Source organism: Amycolatopsis sp. NPDC004378 (assembly GCF_053602455.1).
In genome coordinates this window covers 224523-247743 of the sequence record NZ_JBSGDR010000010.1, presented here as the reverse complement: position 1 = coordinate 247743, position 23221 = coordinate 224523, and the positions used below count along the sequence as shown (strand labels likewise).

22 protein-coding genes and 1 pseudogene are annotated in these 23221 nt (G+C 68.5%); 10 read left to right on the top strand and 13 right to left on the bottom strand.

Features of this window, described 5'->3' with window-relative positions; translation table 11 throughout:
• Window positions 1-232: 232 nt before the first annotated feature.
• Entirely contained in the window at window positions 233-1342 is a 1110-nt protein-coding gene (locus ACWEN0_RS28050; RefSeq protein ID WP_451979691.1) for a hypothetical protein, read from the top strand.
• Between the two features lie 391 nt (window positions 1343-1733).
• Here ACWEN0_RS28050 and ACWEN0_RS28045 read toward each other — a convergent pair whose 3' ends face one another.
• On the bottom strand, window positions 1734-3329 hold the full coding sequence (locus ACWEN0_RS28045; protein ID WP_451979689.1) for a polymorphic toxin-type HINT domain-containing protein: 1596 nt from the start codon (window positions 3327-3329) through the stop codon (window positions 1734-1736).
• 409 nt (window positions 3330-3738) lie between these two features.
• On the opposite strand from ACWEN0_RS28045, the gene ACWEN0_RS28040 reads away from it, so the two are divergent.
• Window positions 3739-4866 (top strand): lipase family alpha/beta hydrolase, encoded by a 1128-nt coding sequence (locus tag ACWEN0_RS28040; RefSeq protein ID WP_451979687.1) that lies wholly within the window; start codon window positions 3739-3741, stop codon window positions 4864-4866.
• 363 nt (window positions 4867-5229) lie between these two features.
• Complete coding sequence (locus tag ACWEN0_RS28035; RefSeq protein ID WP_451979685.1) at window positions 5230-5640, top strand: hypothetical protein; 411 nt, start codon at window positions 5230-5232, stop codon at window positions 5638-5640.
• Between the two features lie 498 nt (window positions 5641-6138).
• On the opposite strand, the pseudogene ACWEN0_RS28030 reads toward ACWEN0_RS28035, so the two are convergent.
• Window positions 6139-7001 (bottom strand): annotated as a pseudogene (locus tag ACWEN0_RS28030) (manganese catalase family protein).
• Window positions 7002-7234: 233 nt separating this feature from the next.
• Here ACWEN0_RS28030 and ACWEN0_RS28025 point away from each other — a divergent pair.
• The 6 genes from ACWEN0_RS28025 (at window position 7235) to ACWEN0_RS28000 (ending at window position 10962) form a co-directional block, all read left to right on the top strand.
• Window positions 7235-7654, top strand: coding sequence for a hypothetical protein (locus ACWEN0_RS28025; protein ID WP_451979683.1), 420 nt, complete (start codon window positions 7235-7237; stop codon window positions 7652-7654).
• The gene (locus tag ACWEN0_RS28020; protein ID WP_451979680.1) at window positions 7615-8346 is read left to right on the top strand and encodes a hypothetical protein; all 732 of its coding nucleotides are present in this window, start codon (window positions 7615-7617) and stop codon (window positions 8344-8346) included. Before ACWEN0_RS28025 ends, ACWEN0_RS28020 begins: the two co-directional genes overlap by 40 nt.
• A 217-nt stretch (window positions 8347-8563) precedes the next feature.
• Complete coding sequence (locus ACWEN0_RS28015; protein WP_451979677.1) at window positions 8564-9364, top strand: hypothetical protein; 801 nt, start codon at window positions 8564-8566, stop codon at window positions 9362-9364.
• Window positions 9364-9906 (top strand): phage holin family protein, encoded by a 543-nt coding sequence (locus tag ACWEN0_RS28010; RefSeq protein ID WP_451979674.1) that lies wholly within the window; start codon window positions 9364-9366, stop codon window positions 9904-9906. The genes ACWEN0_RS28015 and ACWEN0_RS28010 overlap by 1 nt, the downstream gene beginning before the upstream one ends.
• 23 nt (window positions 9907-9929) lie before the next feature.
• Window positions 9930-10196 carry a hypothetical protein gene (locus ACWEN0_RS28005; RefSeq protein ID WP_451979671.1) on the top strand — a complete coding sequence of 89 codons (267 nt, stop codon included), beginning with the start codon at window positions 9930-9932 and terminating at the stop codon, window positions 10194-10196.
• Between the two features lie 154 nt (window positions 10197-10350).
• Window positions 10351-10962, top strand: a complete 612-nt coding sequence (locus ACWEN0_RS28000) for a DUF2231 domain-containing protein (RefSeq protein ID WP_451979668.1) — start codon at window positions 10351-10353, stop codon at window positions 10960-10962.
• Between the two features lie 510 nt (window positions 10963-11472).
• On the opposite strand, the gene ACWEN0_RS27995 is transcribed toward ACWEN0_RS28000, so the two are convergent.
• Entirely contained in the window at window positions 11473-11754 is a 282-nt protein-coding gene (locus ACWEN0_RS27995) for a hypothetical protein (protein ID WP_451979665.1), read from the bottom strand.
• 40 nt (window positions 11755-11794) lie between these two features.
• Window positions 11795-12655: an N-6 DNA methylase gene (locus ACWEN0_RS27990; RefSeq protein ID WP_451979662.1), complete on the bottom strand. Its 861-nt coding sequence runs from the start codon at window positions 12653-12655 to the stop codon at window positions 11795-11797.
• 272 nt (window positions 12656-12927) lie between these two features.
• On the opposite strand from ACWEN0_RS27990, the gene ACWEN0_RS27985 reads away from it, so the two are divergent.
• Window positions 12928-13806, top strand: a complete 879-nt coding sequence (locus tag ACWEN0_RS27985; protein WP_451979659.1) for a hypothetical protein — start codon at window positions 12928-12930, stop codon at window positions 13804-13806.
• Window positions 13807-13928: 122 nt separating this feature from the next.
• Here ACWEN0_RS27985 and ACWEN0_RS27980 read toward each other — a convergent pair whose 3' ends face one another.
• From ACWEN0_RS27980 to ACWEN0_RS27940, 9 genes are all read right to left on the bottom strand, one after another.
• Complete coding sequence (locus ACWEN0_RS27980) at window positions 13929-14360, bottom strand: hypothetical protein (RefSeq protein ID WP_451979656.1); 432 nt, start codon at window positions 14358-14360, stop codon at window positions 13929-13931.
• An 8-nt stretch (window positions 14361-14368) separates the two neighbouring features.
• Window positions 14369-14602, bottom strand: coding sequence for a hypothetical protein (locus ACWEN0_RS27975; protein WP_451979653.1), 234 nt, complete (start codon window positions 14600-14602; stop codon window positions 14369-14371).
• 429 nt (window positions 14603-15031) lie between these two features.
• On the bottom strand, window positions 15032-15478 hold the full coding sequence (locus ACWEN0_RS27970) for a hypothetical protein (protein ID WP_451979650.1): 447 nt from the start codon (window positions 15476-15478) through the stop codon (window positions 15032-15034).
• Window positions 15475-17445, bottom strand: coding sequence for a hypothetical protein (locus tag ACWEN0_RS27965; protein WP_451979647.1), 1971 nt, complete (start codon window positions 17443-17445; stop codon window positions 15475-15477). The genes ACWEN0_RS27970 and ACWEN0_RS27965 overlap by 4 nt, the downstream gene beginning before the upstream one ends.
• Complete coding sequence (locus ACWEN0_RS27960) at window positions 17445-19862, bottom strand: hypothetical protein (protein WP_451979644.1); 2418 nt, start codon at window positions 19860-19862, stop codon at window positions 17445-17447. The genes ACWEN0_RS27965 and ACWEN0_RS27960 overlap by 1 nt, the downstream gene beginning before the upstream one ends.
• 12 nt (window positions 19863-19874) lie before the next feature.
• Complete coding sequence (locus ACWEN0_RS27955; protein WP_451979641.1) at window positions 19875-20180, bottom strand: hypothetical protein; 306 nt, start codon at window positions 20178-20180, stop codon at window positions 19875-19877.
• Window positions 20180-21271 (bottom strand): DUF4417 domain-containing protein, encoded by a 1092-nt coding sequence (locus ACWEN0_RS27950; protein WP_451979638.1) that lies wholly within the window; start codon window positions 21269-21271, stop codon window positions 20180-20182. Before ACWEN0_RS27950 ends, ACWEN0_RS27955 begins: the two co-directional genes overlap by 1 nt.
• Complete coding sequence (locus tag ACWEN0_RS27945; RefSeq protein WP_451979635.1) at window positions 21268-22368, bottom strand: ParB/RepB/Spo0J family partition protein; 1101 nt, start codon at window positions 22366-22368, stop codon at window positions 21268-21270. Before ACWEN0_RS27945 ends, ACWEN0_RS27950 begins: the two co-directional genes overlap by 4 nt.
• Window positions 22365-23219, bottom strand: a complete 855-nt coding sequence (locus ACWEN0_RS27940) for a replication-relaxation family protein (RefSeq protein ID WP_451979632.1) — start codon at window positions 23217-23219, stop codon at window positions 22365-22367. The genes ACWEN0_RS27945 and ACWEN0_RS27940 overlap by 4 nt, the downstream gene beginning before the upstream one ends.
• Between the last annotated feature and the right edge of the window lie 2 nt (window positions 23220-23221).

The window sequence follows — 23221 nt, the reverse complement described above, 5'->3', positions numbered from 1 at the left end:
CCGGGCGAGCTGCGTCACGACCGCGCCAGCGGCGCCGTGTGCGGGGACGGTCTGTGCCGCCTGGAGACGACCGTGCTGGAACAGGCGTTGCCACGCGGTCAGGCCGGAGATCCAGCACATTGGCCACGCCTCGTTCCGGTCGACCGTGGACTGTCACCTAGATGCAGGCTAGGCGCTGGTCTCGGCAGGGCCGATGGTGATGGGTGTCGGGGTGTTCCTTTAGGGGTGGCGCATGACGGGGATGGGGCAGTGGCGCGGCTGGGCTCTGGTGTCCGGGGCGACGGTGCTTGCCGGGGGATCTGGTGCGGCCATCTTGTGGATGGCGGGACCTGCAGCAGCGGCGGTCGGGTCAGTCCTGGCGGTCGCGGTGTTCGGCATCGTCGGCGCCCGGGGGCAAGCTATGTTGGAGCGGCGCGCCGCTCAGCAGGAGGCGCTGCCCGATCAGGTCCTGTCCGGCAGGCCGCGACGCGTACGAGATTTGGATGACCCGGTCCTATTGCGGGTGCACCCCGCCGCCCCCCTGCGCGCCTGCATCAGTGGCCAGTCAGCTGATCGGGTCCCGCCATATGTACTGCGGGACTGCCAGCGCGAGCTGTGGGAGTCCGTGGCTGACGGCGGCTTTGTCCTGCTGGTTGGTGACTCCACCGCGGGCAAGACCCGCGCGGGCTACGAGGCGGTCCGGGCGGTGCTAGCCGACCATGTGCTGCTCGCGCCCACGACCCGCGAATCTCTGGGCACCGTGCTGCCAGCGGTGCTCGCGCAGCGGCAGTGCGTGGTATGGCTGGATGACCTGGAGCGGTTCCTTGGCGCGGACGGGCTGACTGCCGCCATGGCCACCAGGATGCTCGGGGACGGGGACCGGGATGTCCTGCTTCTTGCCACGATGCGCACCGCGGAGCATGACCGCTACAGCGCCCGCGAGCAGGCCACCGCTGGCGCAGGACGTGAGGCGTGGCGGGCCGGCCGGGAGGTGTCCTGGAACTCGCGCAGGTCATTGAGGTACGCCGAGAGTGGAGTGAAGCCGAGCTGCAGCGCGCCCACGACGAGCAACATCGCCCGCAACATCAAGACCAGCACACCCCCGCTCCCCGACGATTCGAGCCGCTACCCTGCGGCGGTGTTCTCGATGACGACGTGCCTAACAGTCCGCCCCTCGCTTAGACGGCAGTCCGCTGAACTGCGTCCTGACGCGCCGGGCTCCCACGAGAAAATCGTGGAAGCTCCGGCGTACGGCCGTGTTACTATTAGCCTTTACCTTCAACCGCGCCCAGAAATCATAATCGACCACAGATCACCGGGCGCAAAAGGCTCCCCCTCTGACATGATTTCGTCGACGATGTAGAGATTCACATGAGATTCAGCAACGCGATAGCACCGATATCCATACTGCTTTTGCAGCTCCTCCAACAAACAGGCGCCATCCCTCTCGATTTCATTGCGAATGGGTTCAAATGGAATGCTCCTCGGATTACCCTGAAAGAAGGCGCACAAAGCAGCGGGAATTAGGCCTTCAATACCGTTTGCCAACCGATGAACCTGTATTGCAATAGTCTCACAGGATCCTTCAAACAAATTGAATTCCAGTAGCCCGTAATCCAGACGAAGAGACTTCTTCCTCCGATCCGCGATATACTCGCTCCCCAGCGCATCGCGGATCTGCACCGGAGAGGCACCAAGTCCGAGGCCAACGACTGTTCCTGTCACGGCTACGGCCGCGAGGAATCTTGTGACACTCATCCAATCTTCTCCAGCGCCTTGATGAGGAAGTTCATCTCCGACGCTCGGTTGACCGAATTTCCCCAGTTGTGATCATTCATATCCGCCATTGCCGATCGCGCCTTGCCGATAAGATCGGCTCTTAGCTCGGGGGTGCTCATGATGGCATTTCGCGCAGTTTCTACATCACGTGCACTGGCCGTTCCATTACTCATGCGAAGCCCCTCGAACCCGACCCCGCCGTCACCCGTAGGGAAAATTCTAACTTCAGAACTTCCGACATGCATGTGTGCACCCTTAGTGGCCCAGTCAGATGCGGCCGGAGAAATCCGAATGGCGGGCGCTGCGCAATTGTGGACCAGTACAGGCGTGGTCCCAGCGAGCACATAGTACGTGTGAACATTTTCGACGGTGAGGTTGTAGGTGCGGTCGCTGGCAGTGTACCGAAGCAGACGCCGCACGACCACCCGACCATCGCCCGGCGTAGCAAGCTGGTCACCATTTGTGAGATCGGCGGCATCGGTCCAAGTGTGGCTAGTTGCGTTCCAGAACGGGTGGTGGGCAGTGGTGACGATCGTCCGAGATCCATCCGACGTCAGTACCGTGAGGCGTACGAAGTCGTGGTCATCGTCGGTGACGTGCACTGCGGTCACGACATGCTGCTCGGTGGAGCTGCTATCGGGTTCGGCGTTCCTGACTACATCGCCAACCTTGACCTCGTCGATCGGCTTGCTGGTTCCGTCCGCCGTGAGGACAGGCGTGTTGCCGGTGAAGCTGTTCATACATGTGGCCGCTGCGCTGTCGCCGCCGACTGCTTCTGCGGTGATCTTTGCTGCGACGAGGTAACCGCTGTAGTCCCCCAACGCGCCCGCGCCGGCGCCTGCTGCGACGGCGCCGCCGGCTTCGACCGAACCTTCGATGCCGGCGATCGCTCCGGCGACCGCTTCGCCGCCGAGGCGTGCCAGCCAGGCGCCCGTAGGTATCGAGGCGAGGAGTCCCACCACTTCCAGCGTCTCTTCGAGGCTGGGCGGTGACGGGTCGCAGGCGCGGACATCTGGAAACTCAGAGCAGAACGCAGCGGCGAACTGGTCACAGTCCTGCGGACGGTGGTCCGGCGGCTGCAACGACCAGTTGGCGAACTCCGTCTCCCACTTCGCCCGCCGTTGCTTCGGCGACATGAGATGGTTCTCTCGACCGACAAACCCAGGGTATGTCGGTCGAGTCTTATGCGTCACCGCGTAGAACCAGTTGCGGGCGACACCGGCGTTGTAACGGAATGCCCTATCCCAAGCCTCGGCCCCCATGGTGCTCATCGCGTCCGTGCCGATGTAGGCGGGGCGGCCGTCGATCTGCAGGATCATGCCGGTGGGGTCGCTGAACGAGACCGGGCTGTTGTTGCCGTAGCTGTAGGCGTTGAGCGCCTGCGGGTTACTGGTGTCGAGCACCGGGTCCGCAGTCATGAACCGCCCCGCGAGCGGGTCGTAATCGCGGGCACCGACGTGGGTGACACCGGTGGTGTTCTGGTAGCCGCCGAGGAATCCGTGCTTGTCCGGCCAGTTCGACGCCGGGGTGCCGCGATCACCCCCGTAGGGGTCCTGCCAGCGCTTGGTCACCGCGAGATTGGCCGCGTCGACCGTGGCGTAGGCGGTGCCGTGGTGATCCGCCAGCTTCCAGGTGAGACCGCCCGAACGTGTCCGGGTCGCGATGGCCTGGCCGTTGTAGCTGTAGAACCGGGTCCCGGAGGCAAAGAACCCACCGGTCGGGACAAACAGTTCGATATCACCGATCGACAGCGTCGTGCCGGACGGATCTTTGGTGATGAGGAGGTTGCCGTCGGCGTCGTAGAGGTAGCTGCTGGATGCGCCGTTGGCTTCAGTCGGCGGTGGCGAACGCCGTCTCCGGTTGCTGTGCGCCGAGCATCACGTCGAAGGACGAGGACGACCCGCATGACGCGCTCCGAGGTGGGTAGCCAATCGTCGAGGTTTGCCGGTCCTGCGGCGACTCGGCACGAAGGGAAACCGCATGATCAAGAAAGCTACTTCGGCGCTCAGCGAGACGGCGAGCGGTCTCACGGCCCTCGCCCAGGCGACTTCCCGGCTGCCTGCGCCGCTCACCCCGGCCTACTGGGCCGCCTCCCTCCTCGAATCGCCTCCCGCCCACTACGCCACCGCCCTCGCCCACGGCATGTTCGGAGCACACCTCCCCACGGTCGAACACGAAGCGGAGATGACGGTCCGCACCCACCGCCGACCGGTCGGCCTCGACAACCGCTCCCTGATGACCGCCTTCCCCGACGCCAAGGGTCGCCTGGTGGTCTTCCTGCACGGACTGGTCGAAACCGAGCGGTGCTGGTTCCGCGGCACCGGCTTCGGCGCACGCCTCGCCGAGGACTTGGACACCAGCTCCGTCTACGTGCGCTACAACTCCGGCCGACACGTCTCTGACAACGGCGGCGACCTCGTCACACTCCTGACCCGGCTGGTCGCCGCGTGGCCCATATCCGTGACCGAAATCGTCCTCATCGGACACTCAATGGGCGGCCTGGTCGCCCGAAGTGCCCTGTATCAGGCGCAAGAACGCAACTCGCCGTGGTTGTCTCGCGCGAGCCGACTGGTGTGTCTGGGCACCCCGCACACCGGAGCGCCGCTGGAACGCCGCGTCGCCCAGCTCGCCCGGCTGCTGAGCAAGTCCTCCCTGACCGCTCCCCTTGCCCGCCTGCTCGCGATCCGCAGCGACGGCATCCAAGACCTCGCCCACGGCTACGTCCACCGCACGCAATGGGCGACCGGTGCCAAATCCCCACCGACGCGGCAGCCGGACGACGACACGAGGATCCGTCGGCTGTTCGTATCCGCGACACTGTCCCGGGCCGAAGGAAGCAGCTGGGGCCGCGTCGTCGGCGATCTCCTCGTGTCCCCGGTCACCGACGACGACCTGGCCGAAGCCGCCGACACGGCCTGGCTCGGCGGCCTGCACCACTTCAGCCTGCTCCACGACGACACCGTCTACATGACACTGCTCGACTGGCTACGCACAACAGCGGAGACGGGCGCCGATCCGGCGCGACCTGACCGCGGCGGACCGGGCGAAGATCCGAGCGCGAACGGAGTCGGTTCGCCTGGCATCACAACAGCACCGGTCCTCGGGTGATCGAGGCGTGACGACCGCCCACACGATCTTCCCGCCCGACCAGCGGCGGCTGCTGCCCAACATTGCGCGGCGGCGGCCACGATCCGCAGCCCGAGGCCCGGATCACGGGCGTCGGCCCGGTCGAGCAGCACTGCGAGTCCGTCGTTGTCATCGGCCACGGCCACCAACAGCAGCCGCCACGCGCAGCTCGAGCCGCAAGCTCGGGTCCCGACGACGGGTGCTCGATGACGTTGCGCACCAGCTCCCCCGCCGCGCGAGCGGAGCTAACCTGGGTCCATCAGTTGAATTCCCAGCCTGCATGCATGGTTCCCGTCGCGCGAAGGTGGGCTACTCATGGGAACGTCCTCCGGTTCACACCAGGCGGTGAGCACCGCACTGGCTCGGGTCCAGCGGCCCGAAGTGATCGTGATCGATCTATCCGAGCTGCAGTTCCTGGCGGCGGCAGGCACGCGGACCTTGCACGCCGCGATCGATCACGCCGTCAGCCGCGTGCAGGCGCTGAGCATCGACGACCGTGTCGAGTTCGTGCGGTGCGGCCGCAGTGCGAACTCTGGCATTGCTTACAGGCGTACTCCACGAGCCGGCGCAAGCGTCCGGTTCAGTAAACGTCGACCGCCGACGCAAACCCGAAGTTCGGCCGACTGCTGCTCCTCGGCAGCAACACCGACAGCGACCTCGTGGTCCATCTCGGAACCGTCTCTCGACTTGAACATCGAATTAAGCCATTCGGAAGAACTAGACCGCAAGGGGCATGTCGTCCGGCGGCTCGGGTAGCCGTCGGCGATCGACGCCCGAGGAAGGTGCCCCATGCCGGACCGGATCGAAATCAGCCATCGCAGCAACCCATCCCGTGTTCGCGATGCGGCCAGCATGCACTGCATGTCAGGCGGATCGTGTCCAGCACCGGAGACTTGCTGGGAAAACCATGATCTGCACGGCTTGTCGCCCGCAGCACTCAGCCGCTGCGAGCTGGCGAGCCGCCTGACATCCTCAGGTGTGCTCACTCGACGTTGCGGTTCGCCAAGGATCGAAGACGGGCGGAGTTTCGACCGTCGCTCTTGGACGGTCGCGCGACCTTTCGTCGACGTGCCCAGGCCCAGTGTCGGTCTGGTGCGGCTTTCCCTGGTGTCCGCGATCTCCTAAAGCGTCTCGGCACTTGTCCGGGCACGCGGCGCTATTTCCGACAACTTGAGCTGATCGCTGTAACTCTCACCTTGGCCGAAGGCATGACGGTGCGGGTCACGCCTGCGACCCGTACCGTTCGCACTGCCGTCAGGTCAGCTTGTTCTTGGCCGACTTGGCCTTCCCCTTCGCAGTGCCCTTGGCGTCTTGCAGCGGGGCGTAGGTGCCGTAGAGCGCCGGGTCGGGCTTGGGTGCGGTACCGGGGCCGCCGAGCGGTTCGGGCTCCATGAGGTACTCGACGCCGGCGTCGGTGGTCCGGCTGGCGCCCTTGGCGCCGTCGGGGCCGTCGGACAGGTGCCAGATCGTGTGGTTGTGGGTCTGGTTCTCTTCGTCGAGCAGGGCGTTGGGCGCGATGGTTTCTTCGAGCCCGTCGGCCTTCAGCTCCTCGATTGCAGCTAGTGCTTTTGGTGCACTGTGTTGCGGGCGAGGTTGAACTGCAGCATCGCCTTCACGCCTGCATCTTCGGTCATGTTGTAGAGCCGCGCGGTCTGCAGACGGCCCTGCGCCTCCGCCGCGACGTTGGCGCGAAGGTCGGCGAGCAGGTTGCCGGAGGCGACGATGTACTTGCCGTTCCACGGGGTGCCGTTGCTGTCGGCCGGCAGCGCCCCACCACCGGCGACGATGGCCTGCTGCACGTCCATCACACCGACCATCGCGGCCATCACGGGATCTTTGACCGCGTCGGCCGTGACGGTCGCCGGAGCGCCTTCGAGCAGCTGGGCGACCATGGTGGCGAGCATTTCGACGTGCCCGATCTCCTCGGTCGCGGTGTCCATGATGAGGTCCTTGCACTTGCCTTCGATGCGGCAGTTCCAGCCCTGGAAAAGGTACTGCATCGTCACGCTCATCTCGCCGAACCCGCCGCCGATCAGCTCCTGCAACTTGTGGGCGTTGACGGCGTCGGGCTTTTCGGGCTTGGCTTCGAACTGAAGCAGCTTGGTGTGACGGAACACGGGGATCCTTCGGTCAGGTCGTGGCTTCGAGGGAAGCGAAACCACGACGTTCCCGGTTAGCGGACCGTTAACCGCGCTGGTCGGTCTTGCCTGCGAGCTCGCGCTACCTCTCGGACGCGGGCGCCTCACCATTGAAATGCCCAACGCCAGCTTGATGACGTCGCCGACGTAATACGCGGTCTCGGCGCCGACCTTGGCGATCGGTGACGGAGAGAACCGCTCCGGGCGATCACGTGACGACCAGTGTCATGGCGAACACGGCATCGGCCGCCGGCGCCCGCCGGACAACCGCCGCGCCGACATCCGCACGTGCAAAGCGCCCGGGCACGGTAACCCACGAGCGTGTGTCCGGTGTTCCGTTGCCGTTTCTCTTGCTGATCTTCGTCGGAGCCGGGGCCGCGATCTGGATAGCCGGGATCTTCTTGTCGAACCAGACCGATGTGCTGTCCACGCGGCTGCACCTGGGGTCGGCGCTGGGCAGGCTGATCCTGCTGGCGGTGGCCACGAACCCGCCGGAGATCGCGATCGTGGCCTCGGCGTCGCTGTCGGGCAACGTCGGAGTCGCGGTCGGCAACATCCTGGGCGGTATCGCCCTCAAACCGTCGTCCTGGTCGTGCTGGACGTCGCCGGCGTGCGCGGTGACTGGCCGCTGACCTACCGCGCCGCCTCACTGGTCTTCGTCCTCGAAGCACTCCTGGCGGTCGCCGTGCTGGCGGTCGTCATCGCCGGTACCCAACTGCCCGTGAACCTCATCGCGTTCCGGCTGACGCCGGGCCAGGTGCTGATCGCCGGGCTCTGGGTCGCCGGGCTGTTCCTGCTGCGCCGCGCCGGACGGTCACTGCCGTGGCAGGAGTCCGGGCAGGCACCCGACGGACAGGACCGCCCACGCGGGCACAAGCGCGGCCACACCGAGCAGCAGGCCACCGCGAAAGGCACGAGCACCACCAAAGCGGCGTCGATCTTCGCCGCCGCGGCCCTGGTCATCCTGGTCGCCGGGGTCTTCCTGGAACGCAGCGGGGATGCCATCGCCGACCACATCGGTCTGTCGGGCGTGTTGTTCGGCGCCACGGTGCTGGCCGCTGTGACGTCCTTGCCGGAGATTTCCACCGGCCCGGCCTCGGTCAAGCACGGCGACTACCAGCACGCGGTCAGTGACATCTTCCTGCCGGCGCTGTTCCCGGCCGCCACGCTGCTGTCCGGCAAGGCCGTGCTGCCCCAGGCGCAGAACACCGACATCTATCTCACCGCTCTGGCCGCGCTCCTGACCCTCGTCTACGCCGCCGGCTTCTCTTCCGCCCCCGACGGCGGCGCGCCCGGATGGGTCTGGATTCGCTCGTCGTCTTGATCTTGTACGTGCTCGGGCCGGCCGGGCTGTTCGCCATCGCCACCTGACGGCCTCGTACCTCCACCGGGGCGAACCGCAGATGCTTCTGAGGCGCCCGTTGACGGGCTACCCCATTCCGGCCGGACACGCGTGCCAGTTTATGCCGGTAACGCCCGGGTAGCCCGCCGCTCTACGAAGCCGAGTGCAACGGAAGTGCCCTTCCCGTAAGGAGATCGAGATGACACAGGGATCCGGCGGCCAGTCACCGCCACCGACGACGGAAATCGCCAAGGACGAAGCCCACGAGGTGGCCACCACGGCCGCCGACCGTGGTGGCCACCTCGCGCAAACCGCCGCGCAGGAAGGGAAGCACGTCGCGCAGCACGCCCAGCAGGATGCGCGCGACCTGCTCCGCGAAGGCCGCGAACAGCTCCAGTCCCAGGCGCGGGACGACCAGCGGAAGGCGGCCGAAAGTCTCCACCAGCTGGCGGCCGAGCTGGATCGGATGGCCGAGCAGACCGACTCCCCCGGCGTCGCCGCCGACGTCGCGCGGCAGGTCTCGGGCCGGACGCGGTCGGTCGCGGACTGGCTGGAGCACCGCGAACCAGGCGACCTGCTCGACGAGGTGCGCCGCTTCGCCCGCCGCCGTCCCGGGACGTTCCTAGTGGGCGCGGCGGTCGCCGGTGCCATCGTCGGCCGGTTCGCGCGCGGTGTCGTCGCCCAGCAGCAGGAGACCTCCGGTCACGCGCCGGACAGCCGCGCGGCCGCGGCCACCCGCCGCCGCACCCCGGACCTGCCGGAATTCCGCCGGTGCCCCCGGCACCCGGCCCGGACGCCGCCGGTCGCCCCGGGCGGGTACTCGGCGCCTCAGCCGGGCGGTCCGGTCGGTCCCGACGGTCTCATCGCGCCGAGGCCCGGTGAGTTCGACGCGCCGCCGATCACCCCCGCCGGTTTCACCGCGCCTCAGCCGGGCGGGTACCCGGCGCCGGAACCCCTGCCGCAGCCCAGCCGGCACACAGCGCCCGGGCAGGTGCCGTGATGACCCAGCCACCCGGCCCCGCCCCGCAGGCGAGCTCGCCCGCCGACGTCGCCGACACCTCGGTCGGCGAGCTGCTGTCGAACGTCATGCGGATCTCCACGTTGGTGCGCCAGGAGGTCGAGCTGGCCAAGGCCGAAGCGAGCAAGGCCGCCAAAAGCGCCGGCATGTTCGGCGGCGCCGGGTTCGCCGCCTACATGGTGCTGCTGTTCCTATCGGTCGCGCTGTGGCAGGGCTTCGAGAACATCATGGACGGATGCTGGACCGCGCTCATCGTCGCCGCGGGGTGGGCGATCGCGGGCGCGGTGCTGTACGCGACCGGGCGCAGCGAGTTCCGCCGGATCGGCCGGGTGCGTTCGGCGTTCGGCACCGCCAAGGAGCGCGTAATGGGTACCGCGGACCACCACGTGTCGGCCGCCGGCGACAAGGTCGGCTCGGTCGCGACGACGGCGCAGGACAAGGTGAATTCGGCGGCGGACGCGGTGTCCGACGCCCCCAGCAGATCCGCAGCGGCGCCCGGGGCAACCCTCTGGCGGCCGGCCTGATCGCCTTCGGCGCCGGCTGGCTGGTGTCGTCCTTGCTCCCGGCGAGCGAGCCGGAGCGCGAGCTGGCGGGCCAGGCGACGGATCTGGCCCGCGAGCAGCTGGCCCCGGTCGCCCAGCACGCGACGGAGGAACTGAAGGACAACCTGCGCGCGCCGACGCAGCACACGGTCGAATCGGTGAAGTCCGAAGCTGCCGGCAGCGCGTCGACGGTGCAGGAGGAAGCCCGCTCGGCGACCGGTGATGTCACCGACCGCGCCCAGGAAGCGCAGCAGAACGTGCGGTCGTCGTGAGACCCGCGTACGGCGCGCCCAGTGGCGGGCGCGCCGTACCCGGCCATCCGCCGCCGAACCGCACGAGGCAAACGCTGCCGGAGCAGCCTGAAAGTGACCGAAGATCGCCGGTCCTCGGTGGTTGACCGGCGACCGGCTGGGTAGCCGGGACCCCATGGACGCCGCACACGAAGCTCAGATCAAGCCCGCCCACCGGGCGCTGCGAGCCGTCGAAGACGCTCGGGCCCTCGACCGTCCCGCTGCCGGAATCGCCCGGCTGGTGCGGCGCCCGGCCGGCAGTGCCCTCGGGCGGCTGCTGCGTGGACGTCCACTCGGTCATCCGCTGCACCCGCTTGCCGTCACGGTCCCGATCGGCGCCTGGCTGTGCTCCGCAGCGTTCGACCTGGTTCCCGGACAGCAGGACACAGCACGCCGGCTGGTCGCGGCCGGATTGCTGGCCACGCCGCCCGCGATAGCGCTCGGCTGGGCCGAGTACGCCGACCTCGATGCCCGGCAACGGCGCGTCGGTCTGGTGCACGCGGGCTGCAACGCGGCGGCGACCACGCTGTTCGGCGCGTCCTACCTCGCTCGCACCCGCGGCCGAGTCGCCGGAGGCAGGCTACTGGGTGCCCTCGGCCTCGCCGTGGCAAGCGCCGGCGGCGCGTGGGGCGGCCACCTGGCTTACGCGCAAGGGGCCGGAGTCTTCCGCTGGCAACAGCCGTCCGAGGATGCCGACCCCGCGGAGCTGGCCGGGGACGCCCCGACGGCGCCCAGAAATCCCGCCTGACACGTAACCGGGACGTCGGCGCGCTGTCGAGCCCGACCGCCAACGTGCCTGGTGGCGCGCCGAACCGTCGGCGGCGAGGAGCGCGTCGATCACCAGGGCGTTGACGTCGGCGACGAGCCGAGGCAGGTTTTCGGCGGCTACCTTGAGCAGGCCGTCACGCAGCGAACCGTACCCCGCCAGGTCGAGGTCGACAGACGCCGTCACCAGTGCGCTTTTCGGCCCTCTTGGTCAGCCCGAGCACGACACCGTTGCCGACGTCGACTCGGTCTCCCCACCAGCCTTGCCAGGGGGATTGAGGGCGGGCACGCGTATCGACGGCACCTGCGGCCCGCGCAACGGACGCTGGTCGACCGGAGCGGATCCGACCAGGGCGAGCGTTTCACCTATCGCCAACGTAGACATGAGCTCTGCCCGACCGCTTCCGGGTCTTCCAGAACCCACCAGCGTCACGCCGCGCGTGATCTGTTCAGAGACGTCTTGGCCGCCGGAGGGAGGTCGCGGAGTGGGCCTTCACAACTTCCGCGGCCGTCCGCCTCCGGCTCCCGGGCCGGGCCGACCGGCCGCCCATGTCTCGATCTCGGACTTGCGTTCCCGCGCCCACCCCGGGGTGCGGCCGATGATGACGTCAGGCTCCGGGAAGGGGTGAGTGTCGGCGTAGCGGTTGCGCCAGTTGGCGACCGCGCGGTGGGTGATGCCGAACCAGCCGGCGATTTCGACCATGTCGGCGTAGCGGTAAGTCGTGTCCGGGTCCGCCGGAGGACCGTCGGTGATCTTGCGCTGGCCGTCGCCCACCCGGCGAACCTAGCAGGGATTCCGGGCGTGACCTGGGCATTTATCGCGGCGTGTTCTCCAGGTCCAGCGCCGCCAGCACGCCCCGCAAGGCGTGGACCTCCCGCTGGAACTGCACCTTCTGCTGGGTAGCTGCGGCTGACCAGTCCGGTTCGGCGAGCGGGTCGCCGACGTAGAGAACGACGTTCGGGCCAAGCTGCCAGATCACGCTGTTGACCGCGGCGGCGGCGACCGCCAGCTCGTCGACGTCGGCGCCGTACCAAGTCAACGCCGCCGGGTCCAGGCCACAATTGCGGATCACCTGCGCTGCCGCACGGAAGAGCCCGCCGGTGCCGACCGTGTCGTCGACGAAGACCTGACCCGGCTTGACGTCACCGAGCATGACCGAGGTCAGAGCGAGGGCGACGTCTCCCGGGGTGTACATCTGGGCGTCGACCTTCGTGGCCGCCTGGGATCGCAGCGCGCCGAGGACCGGCCCGAGCAGGTCGGCGTCGAACCGGCGGTCGCCACCGGTCAGCTCGAGTTGTCCTGCAGCGAGGGCGGCGTCGGCGGTGCGTTTGATGCGGCCGGCCAGCTGCTCACCCTCCCCGTGGAGCCAGCCCACGATGGGCGCGGCCATGCGCAGGACGTCCGGTCGCTGCACCAGCACCGCCCGCCACACCCACCGGGCCAACCCGAGGAACTCGGCTGGCGACCGGCCTCGGACCCAGTCCGCGACGTCGGCTTTCCGGCGTGTCGCCAGGCCGGTGAGCGCCAGTGTGGCGACGACACCCAGCGGCACTTCCGGCCGGTCGGGGCCGCCGCCCTTGTGCCATGCCTGGGCTACCTCGACGGCGATCTTCAGGGCGTGGCACTCGGCGTTGATCGGGTTTCCTGGTCCGGCCGTGCCGGCTCGGTGGTTCATCGCGCCCTCCAAAGAATCCTTGTTGACTTAGTACTCGCAGTTTGCCTACTGTAGATCACGAATACTAAGTACACAAGGTTTTTGATGGAGGCTGCGATGACACCGAATCCCGATCCAGCACAATGGCGGCCACCCGCGCCGCGGGAGCTGCCTGCTCTGCGCGAGCATCTCGCCGACTATCTGCAAACCGAGTACGCCTACCTGTTCACCGCGGAAGCGCTGCGACAGGGACGCGGCACCCTCCGGCCAAACGCTGACCCGGAAGTTGGTCCGTGCTCCTGCTGACCGATGAGCAGCAGCGGCTCTGCGACGCGCAGCTGTTCTACGTGACCGCCGACATCACGAAGCTCGTCCGCCAAGCGGCGCCGAGCCTGCAGGACAAGTGGGAGATCCAGCCGCACGACCTGCCCGCACCGACCGGCTTCATGCTGTTCGCCGAGCCGATGGCCGAGTACATCCGAGAAACGGACGGCAAGCGGATCGACATCGTCGGCGTGTCATGGGGCGGCACCGAACTGCTGACCAGCGAGACCGGCGGACTGTGGTTGAGCTTCTGGAGTGTCACGGACTTCGCAGCGACCAAGAGGCTGGCCCGCGAAGCCGGCGCCACCGAGCGCGAAGCTGAGCTCTTGGCCCGACGTCAACACGCCGAACTGACGTGGGACAACGAAATCTACATGCCGTGGGGCGCGACCGCGCCGACAATCGACAAGTCTCTGCCACGCATCCGATCGATCGACCCGAGCAAGATCGCGGCCGCCGAAACGACGATCACCTGGCTGCAAACCGTCCATGCGGGTTGGATCTTCTGCAATCCCAACACGTTGACGGACACTACGGAAGAACACCTGCGCCGCACTCAGCGCGTTCGGGCTGAACATGCAGGGCACGCGACGTCACCGGTGCGGGTCGTGTCGGTGCGGCATCGGACGTCCTCGAAGCCCGCGCGACGGGGTGAACCGTCGGGTCGGACCGTGAGTGTGCGGTTCCCGGTCGCTCCGTTCTTCCGGCGGCAGGCTTACGGGCCCGGTCGGCAGCTTCGGAAACTCACGCCCGTCGCCGGGCATTGGCGCGGACCCGCCGACGCGCCGGTTCAGATCTCCAAGAAGGTGAACCTCGTGGACACTCCGCTCGACCGCCCTCGCGATTGAAGAGGAAGTCCACATGGGTACCGGCCCGGCCTGCAAGACTGCCTAATCCCCAACCTCACGACCGACACCGGCTTCCCGGACTTCAACCGGGGCTCTACACGGAAGCGACGTGGGACCATTCGTCACGTCGCTGGCGAATCACCGAACGCTGACCGCCAAATTCCCTCAATGTGCAGATCGGCGCGCGCGACGGTCACGAAGCTCTCGATCGTGTTCTGGAGTCTCTGGCGGGCAGCCTCGTCGTCACCACGGTAATCTTCCTGCACGGTGCCGCCAAATCCTGGACGGCTGGCGTCCTGGATCATCCGGACCGTGTCCACAAAAGATCGCGCTGCGGCAAGCAGTCTTTCGAGGACGGCGTTGAGGTTGTCGCCTCCGAAGAACGTGGCCTGAACGACAGCGTCCTCCAGCGCGTCGAACGCCGGCTGCGGATCGACCGGTGCCCGGTCGCGCCAGACCGGGATGCGGTGCAGCCGATAAGCGGCGAGGGTGACCGCCGGGAACAGCTGTCCCTTCCGTTGCAGCACCAGGTAGTTCTCGGCACTGTCGTCCAAGTCGGCAGTCATGGCAAGTCGAAGCCCAGGTTCGTCGCGACGTCCTCGACGAAGTCCTGGCCGTCGATCCGCACGTCGCGGTCTTGCACGTCCCAGGCGGCGTCGTCGATCGCGTCGCCGCCGTCGCCGAGCGCTGTGGCGACCAGGTCGACCAAGCGCCGTGCCTCGTCCTGGTCCAGGTCGTAGCTTTGGGCCGCGCAGGTGGCGGCGTTGTCGAGATCGTCCTCGGTGTACTCGTCCATGTTTGCCTCCTGCCGGCGAACCATCGATGCGACGAAGACAGGGCTGCGGTCCAGGCCCGCTGATTCAGGGCCGTCCGGGGTGTGAGAGGACCAGCCGGACTTCAGCACCGCGCCACGCACCGTCATCTGTCGGCGCGGCCGGGCGGTAGTGCCAGGCTGGGTGGTTCGAACTGGCCAGGGTCTGCCGGCATCGGCAGCGTTCGGTGCGCCACCAACCGGGGTGGATCTTCAGGCGCGTCTGCCCGGTACCCGGCGTGGACTGGACGCGGCGGATGATCTCGCCGAGGGTCCCGGCCCGGATGAGCAGGTGGCCGTGGGCCTCGCCGTGATGGGTGACCCATTCGACAGCCCTGGGTGTCGGCGTGACTTCTCGCATGTGGCCTCACCGCCTCATTCGGTGAAGACACGTCGCAGCCGGCGAGACGGAATTCAGTCGTGCTCGAGCCTCTCGATGTCAGTGCGTTGCTCGAGATCGAGAGTGGTCATCCAGGTGTCGAAGTCCTGCAGCCTTGCGAGACAGTCGTCGCGTGCGGGTTCGATTCGCGCGTGCTGGCCCCTGAGTAGGTCGAGCGCCAGTCCGTCCCCGTCGATTCGAGCGCCTGCGACGTGAAGCGCTCGGCGGCGCACGACGGCAGGGTCAAAGGCCGGCAGCCCGTCGTGCGAGGCCGCAGGCGCGACGAGCGGGCGGATCCAGATGACTGCCGAGTCGTCACGGTCACGACGGGCATGCCGCGCGAGTGCAGCGCGAAAGACCTCGGCTCCGCCCTCGAACACGACCAATTCAGCTCCCGGCAGGTCGTCATCGACGGTTCGGCCGCTGCCGAGAAGCAACTCGCGAAGCCTGTTCCAGAACCGGTCATCGGTCAGGTGCTTCATGTCGTGACGACCTCCTCGATCGGTTTTCCGGCGATGCTGGTGACACCCTTGCCGTGCAGGAGCGCCGTGATCTCGTCGCGTTGCGCGGCGTTCTTGCACAGGATGCGGCTGGGGCCTTCGGCGCCGAGCAGGTCGATGCCGTCGGCGAACATGACCTCGTTGGCGGCGTTGCCGAACTTCGCGATTTTGAACGGATTCCGAGTCAGCGGCGCTTTGGCGTACTCGCCGGCCTTGGCCGGGTTGACCACGCCGAAGGTGTCGGCGTTGGCGCCGTAGTAGTCGGCGCGAGCCAGGAGCCGCTCCGGCTGATCCCAGATCAGGGTGGCCGAGCCCTTGAGCGAGGAACTCGGCCGCATCCGCAGGAATACCGAGCTCGCTCCGCCGGTGAGCTTGTCCGCGTCCTCGCTTTTCCCGATTCCGGTGCCGGTGCCCATCGTCGCGCGACGCTCGGTGGAAGCCAGGACGCCGGTAGCGAGCATCGCCTTCAGTCCGGCGAAGGACGTCGAATGGGCCAGTGACCGGCCGGAGGTCGCGGCTTTGAGCTTGTCTGTGGCGTTGCCGATGTCGAAGCGCGTCCACGAGAGCCAGCCGGCCGAGCGCCGTGGCGCCGGGTCGTAGCCAGGGCTCGACGCGAGCGCGAACCCGTCGGCGAAGCCGGTCACCTTGGCGACCGCGTCGCGCAGCACCTGCACCTTCGCCGGCAACGCGCGGGTGTGCGCCTCGAGCTGGATGTCCTTGGCGAACTTCGCCAGTTGCGCGTCGCTCATGCCGACCGCCTGGTGGGCGCGTTCGTGGAAGATCTCCTGCCGGACCATCTCCTCGAGGTGATCCCCGGTGACCTGCGCGGCCGCAACCTCGGCATGCGCGCCCAGGCTTTGCGCCGTGACATTGGCGGCGAGGTAGCTGTACTCCCCCTCATCACGGGTCATCGGCCGGTTCGCGAGATTCAGCTGACCGAGCCGACGGACGACGTCGGGCCCGTGCCCCTCCCCTGCGGGCGCGATGATCTCGAGCCGGCCGCGCAGGCTGTACTCGCTCTTCGCCGGGTCGTTGACGCCGTAGGGCCGATACACCGCCTGGTAACCCTCGCCGAGGTCGATCGCGTACTCCTTGCCCAGCACGCCGGTCGTGCGGCCGCCGTCCCAGCTGGCCTGCCCGGTGTCGGCGTCCAGTGTCGGCTTGATCCGGGTCGCATCGCGCAGCACCGCGACCGCAGCGCCACCGAACGCCTCCGGCGGTAGCGCCGGGACCATGACGGTGACCACTGCGGTGCCCTCGTGCAGGAACGGCGTGACGTGGTCCACCGGCATGCCGGAGGAGACGGCGTGCTGGACGGCCTGGAACTGGGCCACGTAGTGGTCGAGCATCGCCTGCTCGACAGGCGAGGCGTCACCGAGGCCCTCCGCGAGCCCGCCGATGGCGGTCTCCGCGGCGTCGATCTTCGCCGCGGTCGTTCCCGGGGTCGCGCCGCCGGCGGTGAGGGTGCCGTTGGCGATGTGGTGGTTGACGCTCTTGGCCGCGGTGATGATCTTCTCGGCGACGCTGTGCTGCTCGTCGATCGGCAGCCGGCCGGTGACCTGCTGCTCGACCTGCGCCGGGACCATCTCCGGGCTGATGTTCAGCGCGTCCAGGAGCTTGGCCTCGGCGTCCTCGTCGACGCGGGCGTGCAGCACGGTGCGGGGACCGTGGTCGCCGGCGTAGCTGACCAGCGTGGCGGTCGAGGCGAGCAGGTCGGCGCCGCCGACGAGGACGGGTTCGCCGTAGGCGTGCCCGACGTCCGGGGTCAGCGGGATCGGCGTCACCGGGAGCTGGCCCGGTTCGAGCGGCACTGGCTCGTCGACGACCGGCGGTGGCAGTTCGCCGACGTCAGGATCAGTCTGAATCGGCTCGTCGCCCTCGTCCGGTTGGTCGCTGCCGGCGGGCGCGAGGGCGTACGGGGTGTGCGCGGTCTTGGCGTTGGTGCCCATCAGCCTTTGCCGAGGTGCTGCAGGGCCGCTGCGGAGGCGATCTTCAGGTCGCCGGTGAAGAACTCGACGAAGTCGCGCCGCAGGTTGTTCTTCCGCTCGACAGCATGGTCGAGGAAGGCCTCGGCGATCTGCTTGGTGGTGACGGCGGACTCGGCGATGCCATGGGTCTTCGCCGCGCGCGCCCGCATCGGCGCGACCCAGGTCAGGTTCTGCGCGGCGCCGGCGTGGGCGACGGTGTGCAGGGTGGCGCGCCATTCGGCGTCAGGGACGGCTTCCAGCCGGCGGATGACCGAGTGCGCCGCGGCCGGGTTCACCTGCACGCCCTTGCCCAGCTGGCCGGCGAGGTGGGCGTCGTAGACCTGGTGGTAGACGGCTGTGGTGCTGGGACGATAGCCGAGCTTCAGCTTGTCGTGGCCGAAGTTCTTGAAGGCCTGGCCCTGGTCGATGGGGACAAGGCCACCGGTGCCGGTGCGCAGGACGTTGTCGTGGTGGGCATCGTGGTTGCCCAGCGCCCAGCTCGTGACGTGCAGCCGGACGATCTCGTCGACGTCGGCCTGCGACCAGCTCGACGCGCTGCCCGAGATCGGCTTCGCGCCGGCCAGCAGGGGCTGGACGCTGACGGGGTGGCCGTCGACCTTCGTGGCGTAGACCGGGACGACGGGAAGCCCGGCTCGCGCGGCGAGACGCGAGGCGGCAGCCTCGGTGTGGGTGATGGCGCCGGCGTGCGGCTTGCCTTCGCGTTTCGCGATCCAGGTGCTGCCGTCGGGACCGGTGTGGAGGGTCTTGGGATGCGTGCCACCGAGGTTCGCCGGCGTTCCCGGCCCAAAGTCCCACGCCGCGACCGCAGCGGCGTCCATCGGCTTCGGGACGGCAGCGTGGGCGGCCTGGGCCTGCTGCAGCGCGGCGACCAGTTGGGCGTGCTGCATCCCGAACCGGCTGCTCAGCTTCGCGCTCGGCGTCGCTTCCGCGGGCTTGGGAGCTGGCGCGTCTAGGGGCTCGGCCGCCGGTTTCGGTGCCGGCAGCTCGTTCTTGACCGCGGTGACGACCGCGCTCGAGTTGTTCAGGTGGGCCTGCAGCAGCTTGCCGAGCTGGGACTTGGTCGCTACGGCGGCTTGCGCCGCGGTCGTGACGCCCGTGTCGCTGAAGAACTTCCGCAAAGCGCCGACCTTCAGCTCGTCGGCCCACGCGAGCACCTTCGCGTGGCCGGCGTGCATTACCGCTTGGTTCAGCGGAGCCGCGGTGAACGTGTCCCATGACGCGGCAGCCGTGTGAACCTCGGCGATCGCCCGCAGCTCCTGCACCAGCGCTCCGGCGTTCGACGCATCGACCGGACCGGCTTCGAGCGCGGCGCTGACGTTCGCGGCGCAGGTGGCGGAATTGGTCAGCAACGCTGTTCGTGCGGCGACGGTGTCGGCGATGTCCTGGCGCTCGACCGCCGACGTAGACGCGCGCATCAGCTGCAGGACTTGATGTGCATCGAGCGTCTGCAGCTGAGCGTCGGTAATTTGTCCATGGTGTTTGGCTTCTGCCACGGCACTGCTGAGCTGGGTGACGGTGACGGCGCCGAGCAGTCCGTCGACGTGGTGGCGGGCCGCCGCAGTGGCGGTGCCGTAGTCGACACCCGTCTCGAAGCTTTGTGCAGTGGCGATCCGGTTTTCCAGGCGCAGCAGCTGGGCGATCTGCTCGGGTTTCGCGTCGGTGCCGAAGTGGGCGACCACGGTCGCGGCGGTGTCGAAGTCGTACTGGACTTCGGCGAGGTCAGCTTCGGTCGCCGGCCAGCTGTCGAACCCCTCCGGCAGCGTTGATGACGCTGCGGCGAGGTCCCACTGGCTAAGTGCCTTGCCGTTGATCTCCGCTCCGGCGCACAAGGCGTCGTGGCGGGCCTGCGCGAGGGCTTGGATCTTCTTCTTGGCCTCGGCGTCGGCCGGGATGGACGGGTCAAGCCACACCGCGAGCGGGTGGGGCGCGTGCCCGGTGAACCCGACCAGCTCCGGGTTCTCGAACCCGGACGCAGCCGCGGCCGCCTCAAGATCCTCGGGCGTCAGGCCGGCCAGGTACTCGGCGGTGAGCGCCTGCAGCTGCTGCTGGTACGGGCCCGCCGCGGTGTCGGAGAGCTGACTCTCCGCGGCGAGCGCGGAGGCGACGGCGGCGGAGAACACGCCGTAGCTCTCAACTGGGTCGTCCGGCAGGTCGATCGCGGGTGGGCCGAGCGGGTCGTCCGGGTCGATGCCGCCGGCCACGATGCCCGCCACGAACTTGAGGTTCTCCTCGGCAGCGTTCGCCGGCTCCACGGCGTAGGCGCACACCGCGGCGAGGTGCTGCAGGATCGCGTCATCTGCCGACGCCGGCGCCTCGTCCGACGGACCGGTGGGTGCAACCGTGTAGGGGGCGTGGCCGGCTTTCGCGTTCGTTCCCATGCCCGCCGCCGGTCAGCGTGCCGATCCGAGAACGTCGTCCAGCTGCGCCCGAACCACGTCTGCGAGCGCGGTGTCCAGAAGCGGTTCCACTCGCACTGCCGGCGCGATCGGCGTCTCGGCCCACCCGGCGATCCGCTCCGCGACCCCGGCGGCGCCTGCGCCGACCAGCCGTTCCCGCCAGGTCCGGCCCGCGGCGGGCTCTCGCGGGACCCATTCAACGAACACCTCCGCCACGTCGAGGCCGAGGACGCCGACCGGGGTGCTCGCCACACCGTGCTGCGATGACCAGCCCAGCAGGACCCAGATGTGCCGCGCCATCACGCAGCCGTCCTGGTGGTGACGGTGCCGTGGGGCAGCAGGGACGCCATGAACCGGACGGAGCGGGCGAAGGCGTCGGGAATGCGGGCATGGACGTCGTGGCGGCCGGTCTCGGTAATCACGGCGCCGTGCAGCGCGTACTGCGCCGGGTTCTGACTGACCACGACGAGCCGGTCACCGAACAGCTCGAGCGCGGTATCGACGCGGTCGCGGCGGGACAGTCCGGTCAGGACCACGACGACGTCTGTGGGAAGGTTTTCAGCCAGCCAGGACAGGCCGGGAAGCACCCAGGTTTGCCAGTTGCTGTTCTCGCGCACGGTCTGGACGTTGACCGCGATCGCCGCCGTTCCGGTCTGGGCGATCCAATCCGTCTGACGGCGCAGGTCTTCCAGGCGGTACCAGTAGAGGTTCGGGACGGTCGGAACGCCGGCCGCGGCGAACTCGGCGGCGATGATCAGCGAGCGGCGCATGTTGATCAGGTGCTCGGCTCGGGGCCAGTTTCCGTAGATCGAGTAGTTCGGCGCCAGCACCAGGCCGAATCGCAGGTCGGCGATCCGGCCGATGAGGTCGTCCCGGTTTCGGGCGGTCCAGAACGCTTCGACGAGCGGGTCTTCTCCGTATCCGCTCAGGACGGTCAGAGTGGTGTCCGGGACCTCGAGGACCTGGGCCGCGGTCCGGCCATCGGTCCAACGCGGGTACAGCGTGTGCGTCCGAGGAGAAAACACCCGTCGCAGACCGACCGCGTACGCCGGCCACTTCACGACCTCGTCGAGGCCGGCCGCGCCGGATCCGTCCACCTGCGGGATGAAGGCCGGGATCAACGCCGGAAGCGGCGTGCCGACGGCGAGGTCGTCGAACTCGAGCGTGCCGCCGACGTCACGCATCCAGGCGTCGATGTCGGTGCGCGAGCCGCAGCGGATCGGGCACGCCCGGCAGTCCGAGCGGGCGCAGCCGCAGTACGCGCAGTCGGAGTTGCAGCCGGAGCACAACGGCGCGATCGCGACCGCCGGATCCGCGTCCGCATACCAGGGGCAGTTCCTGCAATCGCAGCGCGCAGCCGGAGCGGTGGGCATGCCGAGGAACGTGCTCATGCTGCTGCTCCTTTGTGGATGACGTCGAGCAGCTGATCCAGCAGCAGCGCGACCGAGCCACGGTCGTGCTCACCCAGCTCGGCCCCTTGAACAAGCGCGAGAAGCAACTGGCGGAGGGCACCGATAGCGCGCTCCAGGAGCCGGGCGTCGACGCCGGTGACCTGCGTGTCGTTCTTCCCGCGGAGCTTGTCGGCGCGGGAAGCGTCGGCTTGCTCCTGGACTCGCTCGGCTTCGCCCAGCGCTTGCTCTGCGCTCAGCTCGTCGTCGGCAATCGCGGCGGCGAGTGCGGAGGGCAATAACCGAGTGCGCCCGGCCTCCTTCACCGCGGCCCAGATGTCGTGCGCGGCTTGCTCCCGGCCCCGGCGCAGCTCGATGAACCGGATGCGGGTGTGCAGGGACACCTTGGCTTCATCCATCTCCTCAGCGACGTCGCGGGGCATCTCGGCGAACGCCCGGACGAGTTCACGTGCCTTGCGCGGACTCAGCTGCAGACCGAGCCGGCTCAGGACCTCGGCCCACGGGGCAGCGGAGCGATTGTCGTTCCCACGGATACGCTCCATGGCGGCGAACCGGGCGATCGGGTCGTCGATCGCGTAGACATCAGCTGGGACCGCGTGGCCGCCGGCCAGGAGCTTGCCCAGCAGAACAGCACAGCGGTCGAGCACCAGCGCGGCCGCGAGCTCGCCGGGTCGCAGGTTTTCCCGGGCGAGGTTCTCGACCAGCTGCCAGATCCGGCGCTCCTCGTCCGACAGCGGCCCCGGACAGACCACCGCGGGCAGCGCGGCAAAGTGCGGGTTATCAGGCCGATTCACCGCACCCCACCGGCAGGCGCGCAGCCGCCGCTCCCCCGCGGCCAGCTTCATCGACGGGTGCGTACCGTCACCCTTGTCGATCTCCTCGACGAGCACCGGCTGCAGCACACCGACCGTCCCGATGGAGGAAATCAGGTCGGCGAGGTCCGCGGGCGTCGTGCTGTCGCCCGGCAACCGGCCCTGCAGCTCGGTGAACGGCGTCCCGTCACCACGAAGCGGCAACAGCGCGAACCGGCGCTGTCGCAGCCGTGGCGACAGCCCGAACTGCTCGACGACGCCGGTCACGACAGCCTGCCGAACACCGTGACCCAGCGCGGATCGCCCAGCAACGGCATCGCCACCGGGGACACCGGACCGTCGGCCCGAAGACGGGGCAACGTAGTGGCGATCATGTCCACGCGTCCCGCGGCGGTGCTCACCGCCGGCATGGCCTGAGCGTGGGCCCGCAGGTCGGCCAGCCGACGCTCGAGCACGTGCGGCTGGGCCCCGGAAAGGACGATCAGCAGCCGCGGGAACCGTGGGTAGCGCTGCCGCCACTGCAGCCGGCCGCCGGTGCCCGCGGGCGCGTGGTCGTGGTAGCGGACGTAGCCGACGAGCTTGCGGGCCAGCCGCGCCACCGGCATCGTGGCCCGGTCCAGTTCGATGAAGAGCGTTCGCTGAGACCGGCGTCCGGCCTCCTCGAGCACGTAGTGCAGGACCGCGTCGGAGATCACCACCCCGCGACGCGGTTCGCTTTGGAAGGGATGCGCGACCTCCGGCGTCCAGGACAGCGGACCGCATTCGTCACCTCGGCGCCGAGCGCACTCGACGAACGCGAGACCGGTTTCGACGACGTCGAGCGTGTGCTCCTGCAGCAGGTGCGCGACGACGGTGCCTGGCAGGCGGTAGGTTCGGGCGTCGATCTCGCCTGCCGCCTCCACCGCTTCGGCTCCTTCCGGTGTGACGTGCCAGGTGCGAGGGCGGTGCTCGCGCGTGATCCGGTCGGCCAACCCGGCACGTCGCAAGCCAGCGAGCTTTGCGCGGACGGAGACCGGCGACAGCGCAGGTGCCAGCAGCCGCCGGACTTGCTCCGTCGACACCAGCCGATGCCAGTACAGGATGGTCAGGGCATCACGTTGGAAGACATCGAGATCCACGA

Excerpts from the sequence above, each read along its gene's own strand:
- ACWEN0_RS28050 (WP_451979691.1), top strand. The coding sequence starts at position 233 with ATGACGGGGATGGGGCAGTGGCGCGGCTGGGCTCTGGTGTCCGGGGCG.
- ACWEN0_RS28040 (WP_451979687.1), top strand. The coding sequence starts at position 3,739 with ATGATCAAGAAAGCTACTTCGGCGCTCAGCGAGACGGCGAGCGGTCTC.
- ACWEN0_RS28015 (WP_451979677.1), top strand. The coding sequence starts at position 8,564 with ATGACACAGGGATCCGGCGGCCAGTCACCGCCACCGACGACGGAAATC.
- ACWEN0_RS28010 (WP_451979674.1), top strand. The coding sequence starts at position 9,364 with ATGACCCAGCCACCCGGCCCCGCCCCGCAGGCGAGCTCGCCCGCCGAC.
- ACWEN0_RS28000 (WP_451979668.1), top strand. The coding sequence starts at position 10,351 with ATGGACGCCGCACACGAAGCTCAGATCAAGCCCGCCCACCGGGCGCTG.
- ACWEN0_RS27990 (WP_451979662.1), bottom strand. The coding sequence starts at position 12,655 with ATGAACCACCGAGCCGGCACGGCCGGACCAGGAAACCCGATCAACGCC.
- ACWEN0_RS27975 (WP_451979653.1), bottom strand. The coding sequence starts at position 14,602 with ATGGACGAGTACACCGAGGACGATCTCGACAACGCCGCCACCTGCGCG.
- ACWEN0_RS27970 (WP_451979650.1), bottom strand. The coding sequence starts at position 15,478 with ATGAAGCACCTGACCGATGACCGGTTCTGGAACAGGCTTCGCGAGTTG.
- ACWEN0_RS27965 (WP_451979647.1), bottom strand. The coding sequence starts at position 17,445 with ATGGGCACCAACGCCAAGACCGCGCACACCCCGTACGCCCTCGCGCCC.
- ACWEN0_RS27960 (WP_451979644.1), bottom strand. The coding sequence starts at position 19,862 with ATGGGAACGAACGCGAAAGCCGGCCACGCCCCCTACACGGTTGCACCC.
- ACWEN0_RS27955 (WP_451979641.1), bottom strand. The coding sequence starts at position 20,180 with ATGGCGCGGCACATCTGGGTCCTGCTGGGCTGGTCATCGCAGCACGGT.
- ACWEN0_RS27950 (WP_451979638.1), bottom strand. The coding sequence starts at position 21,271 with ATGAGCACGTTCCTCGGCATGCCCACCGCTCCGGCTGCGCGCTGCGAT.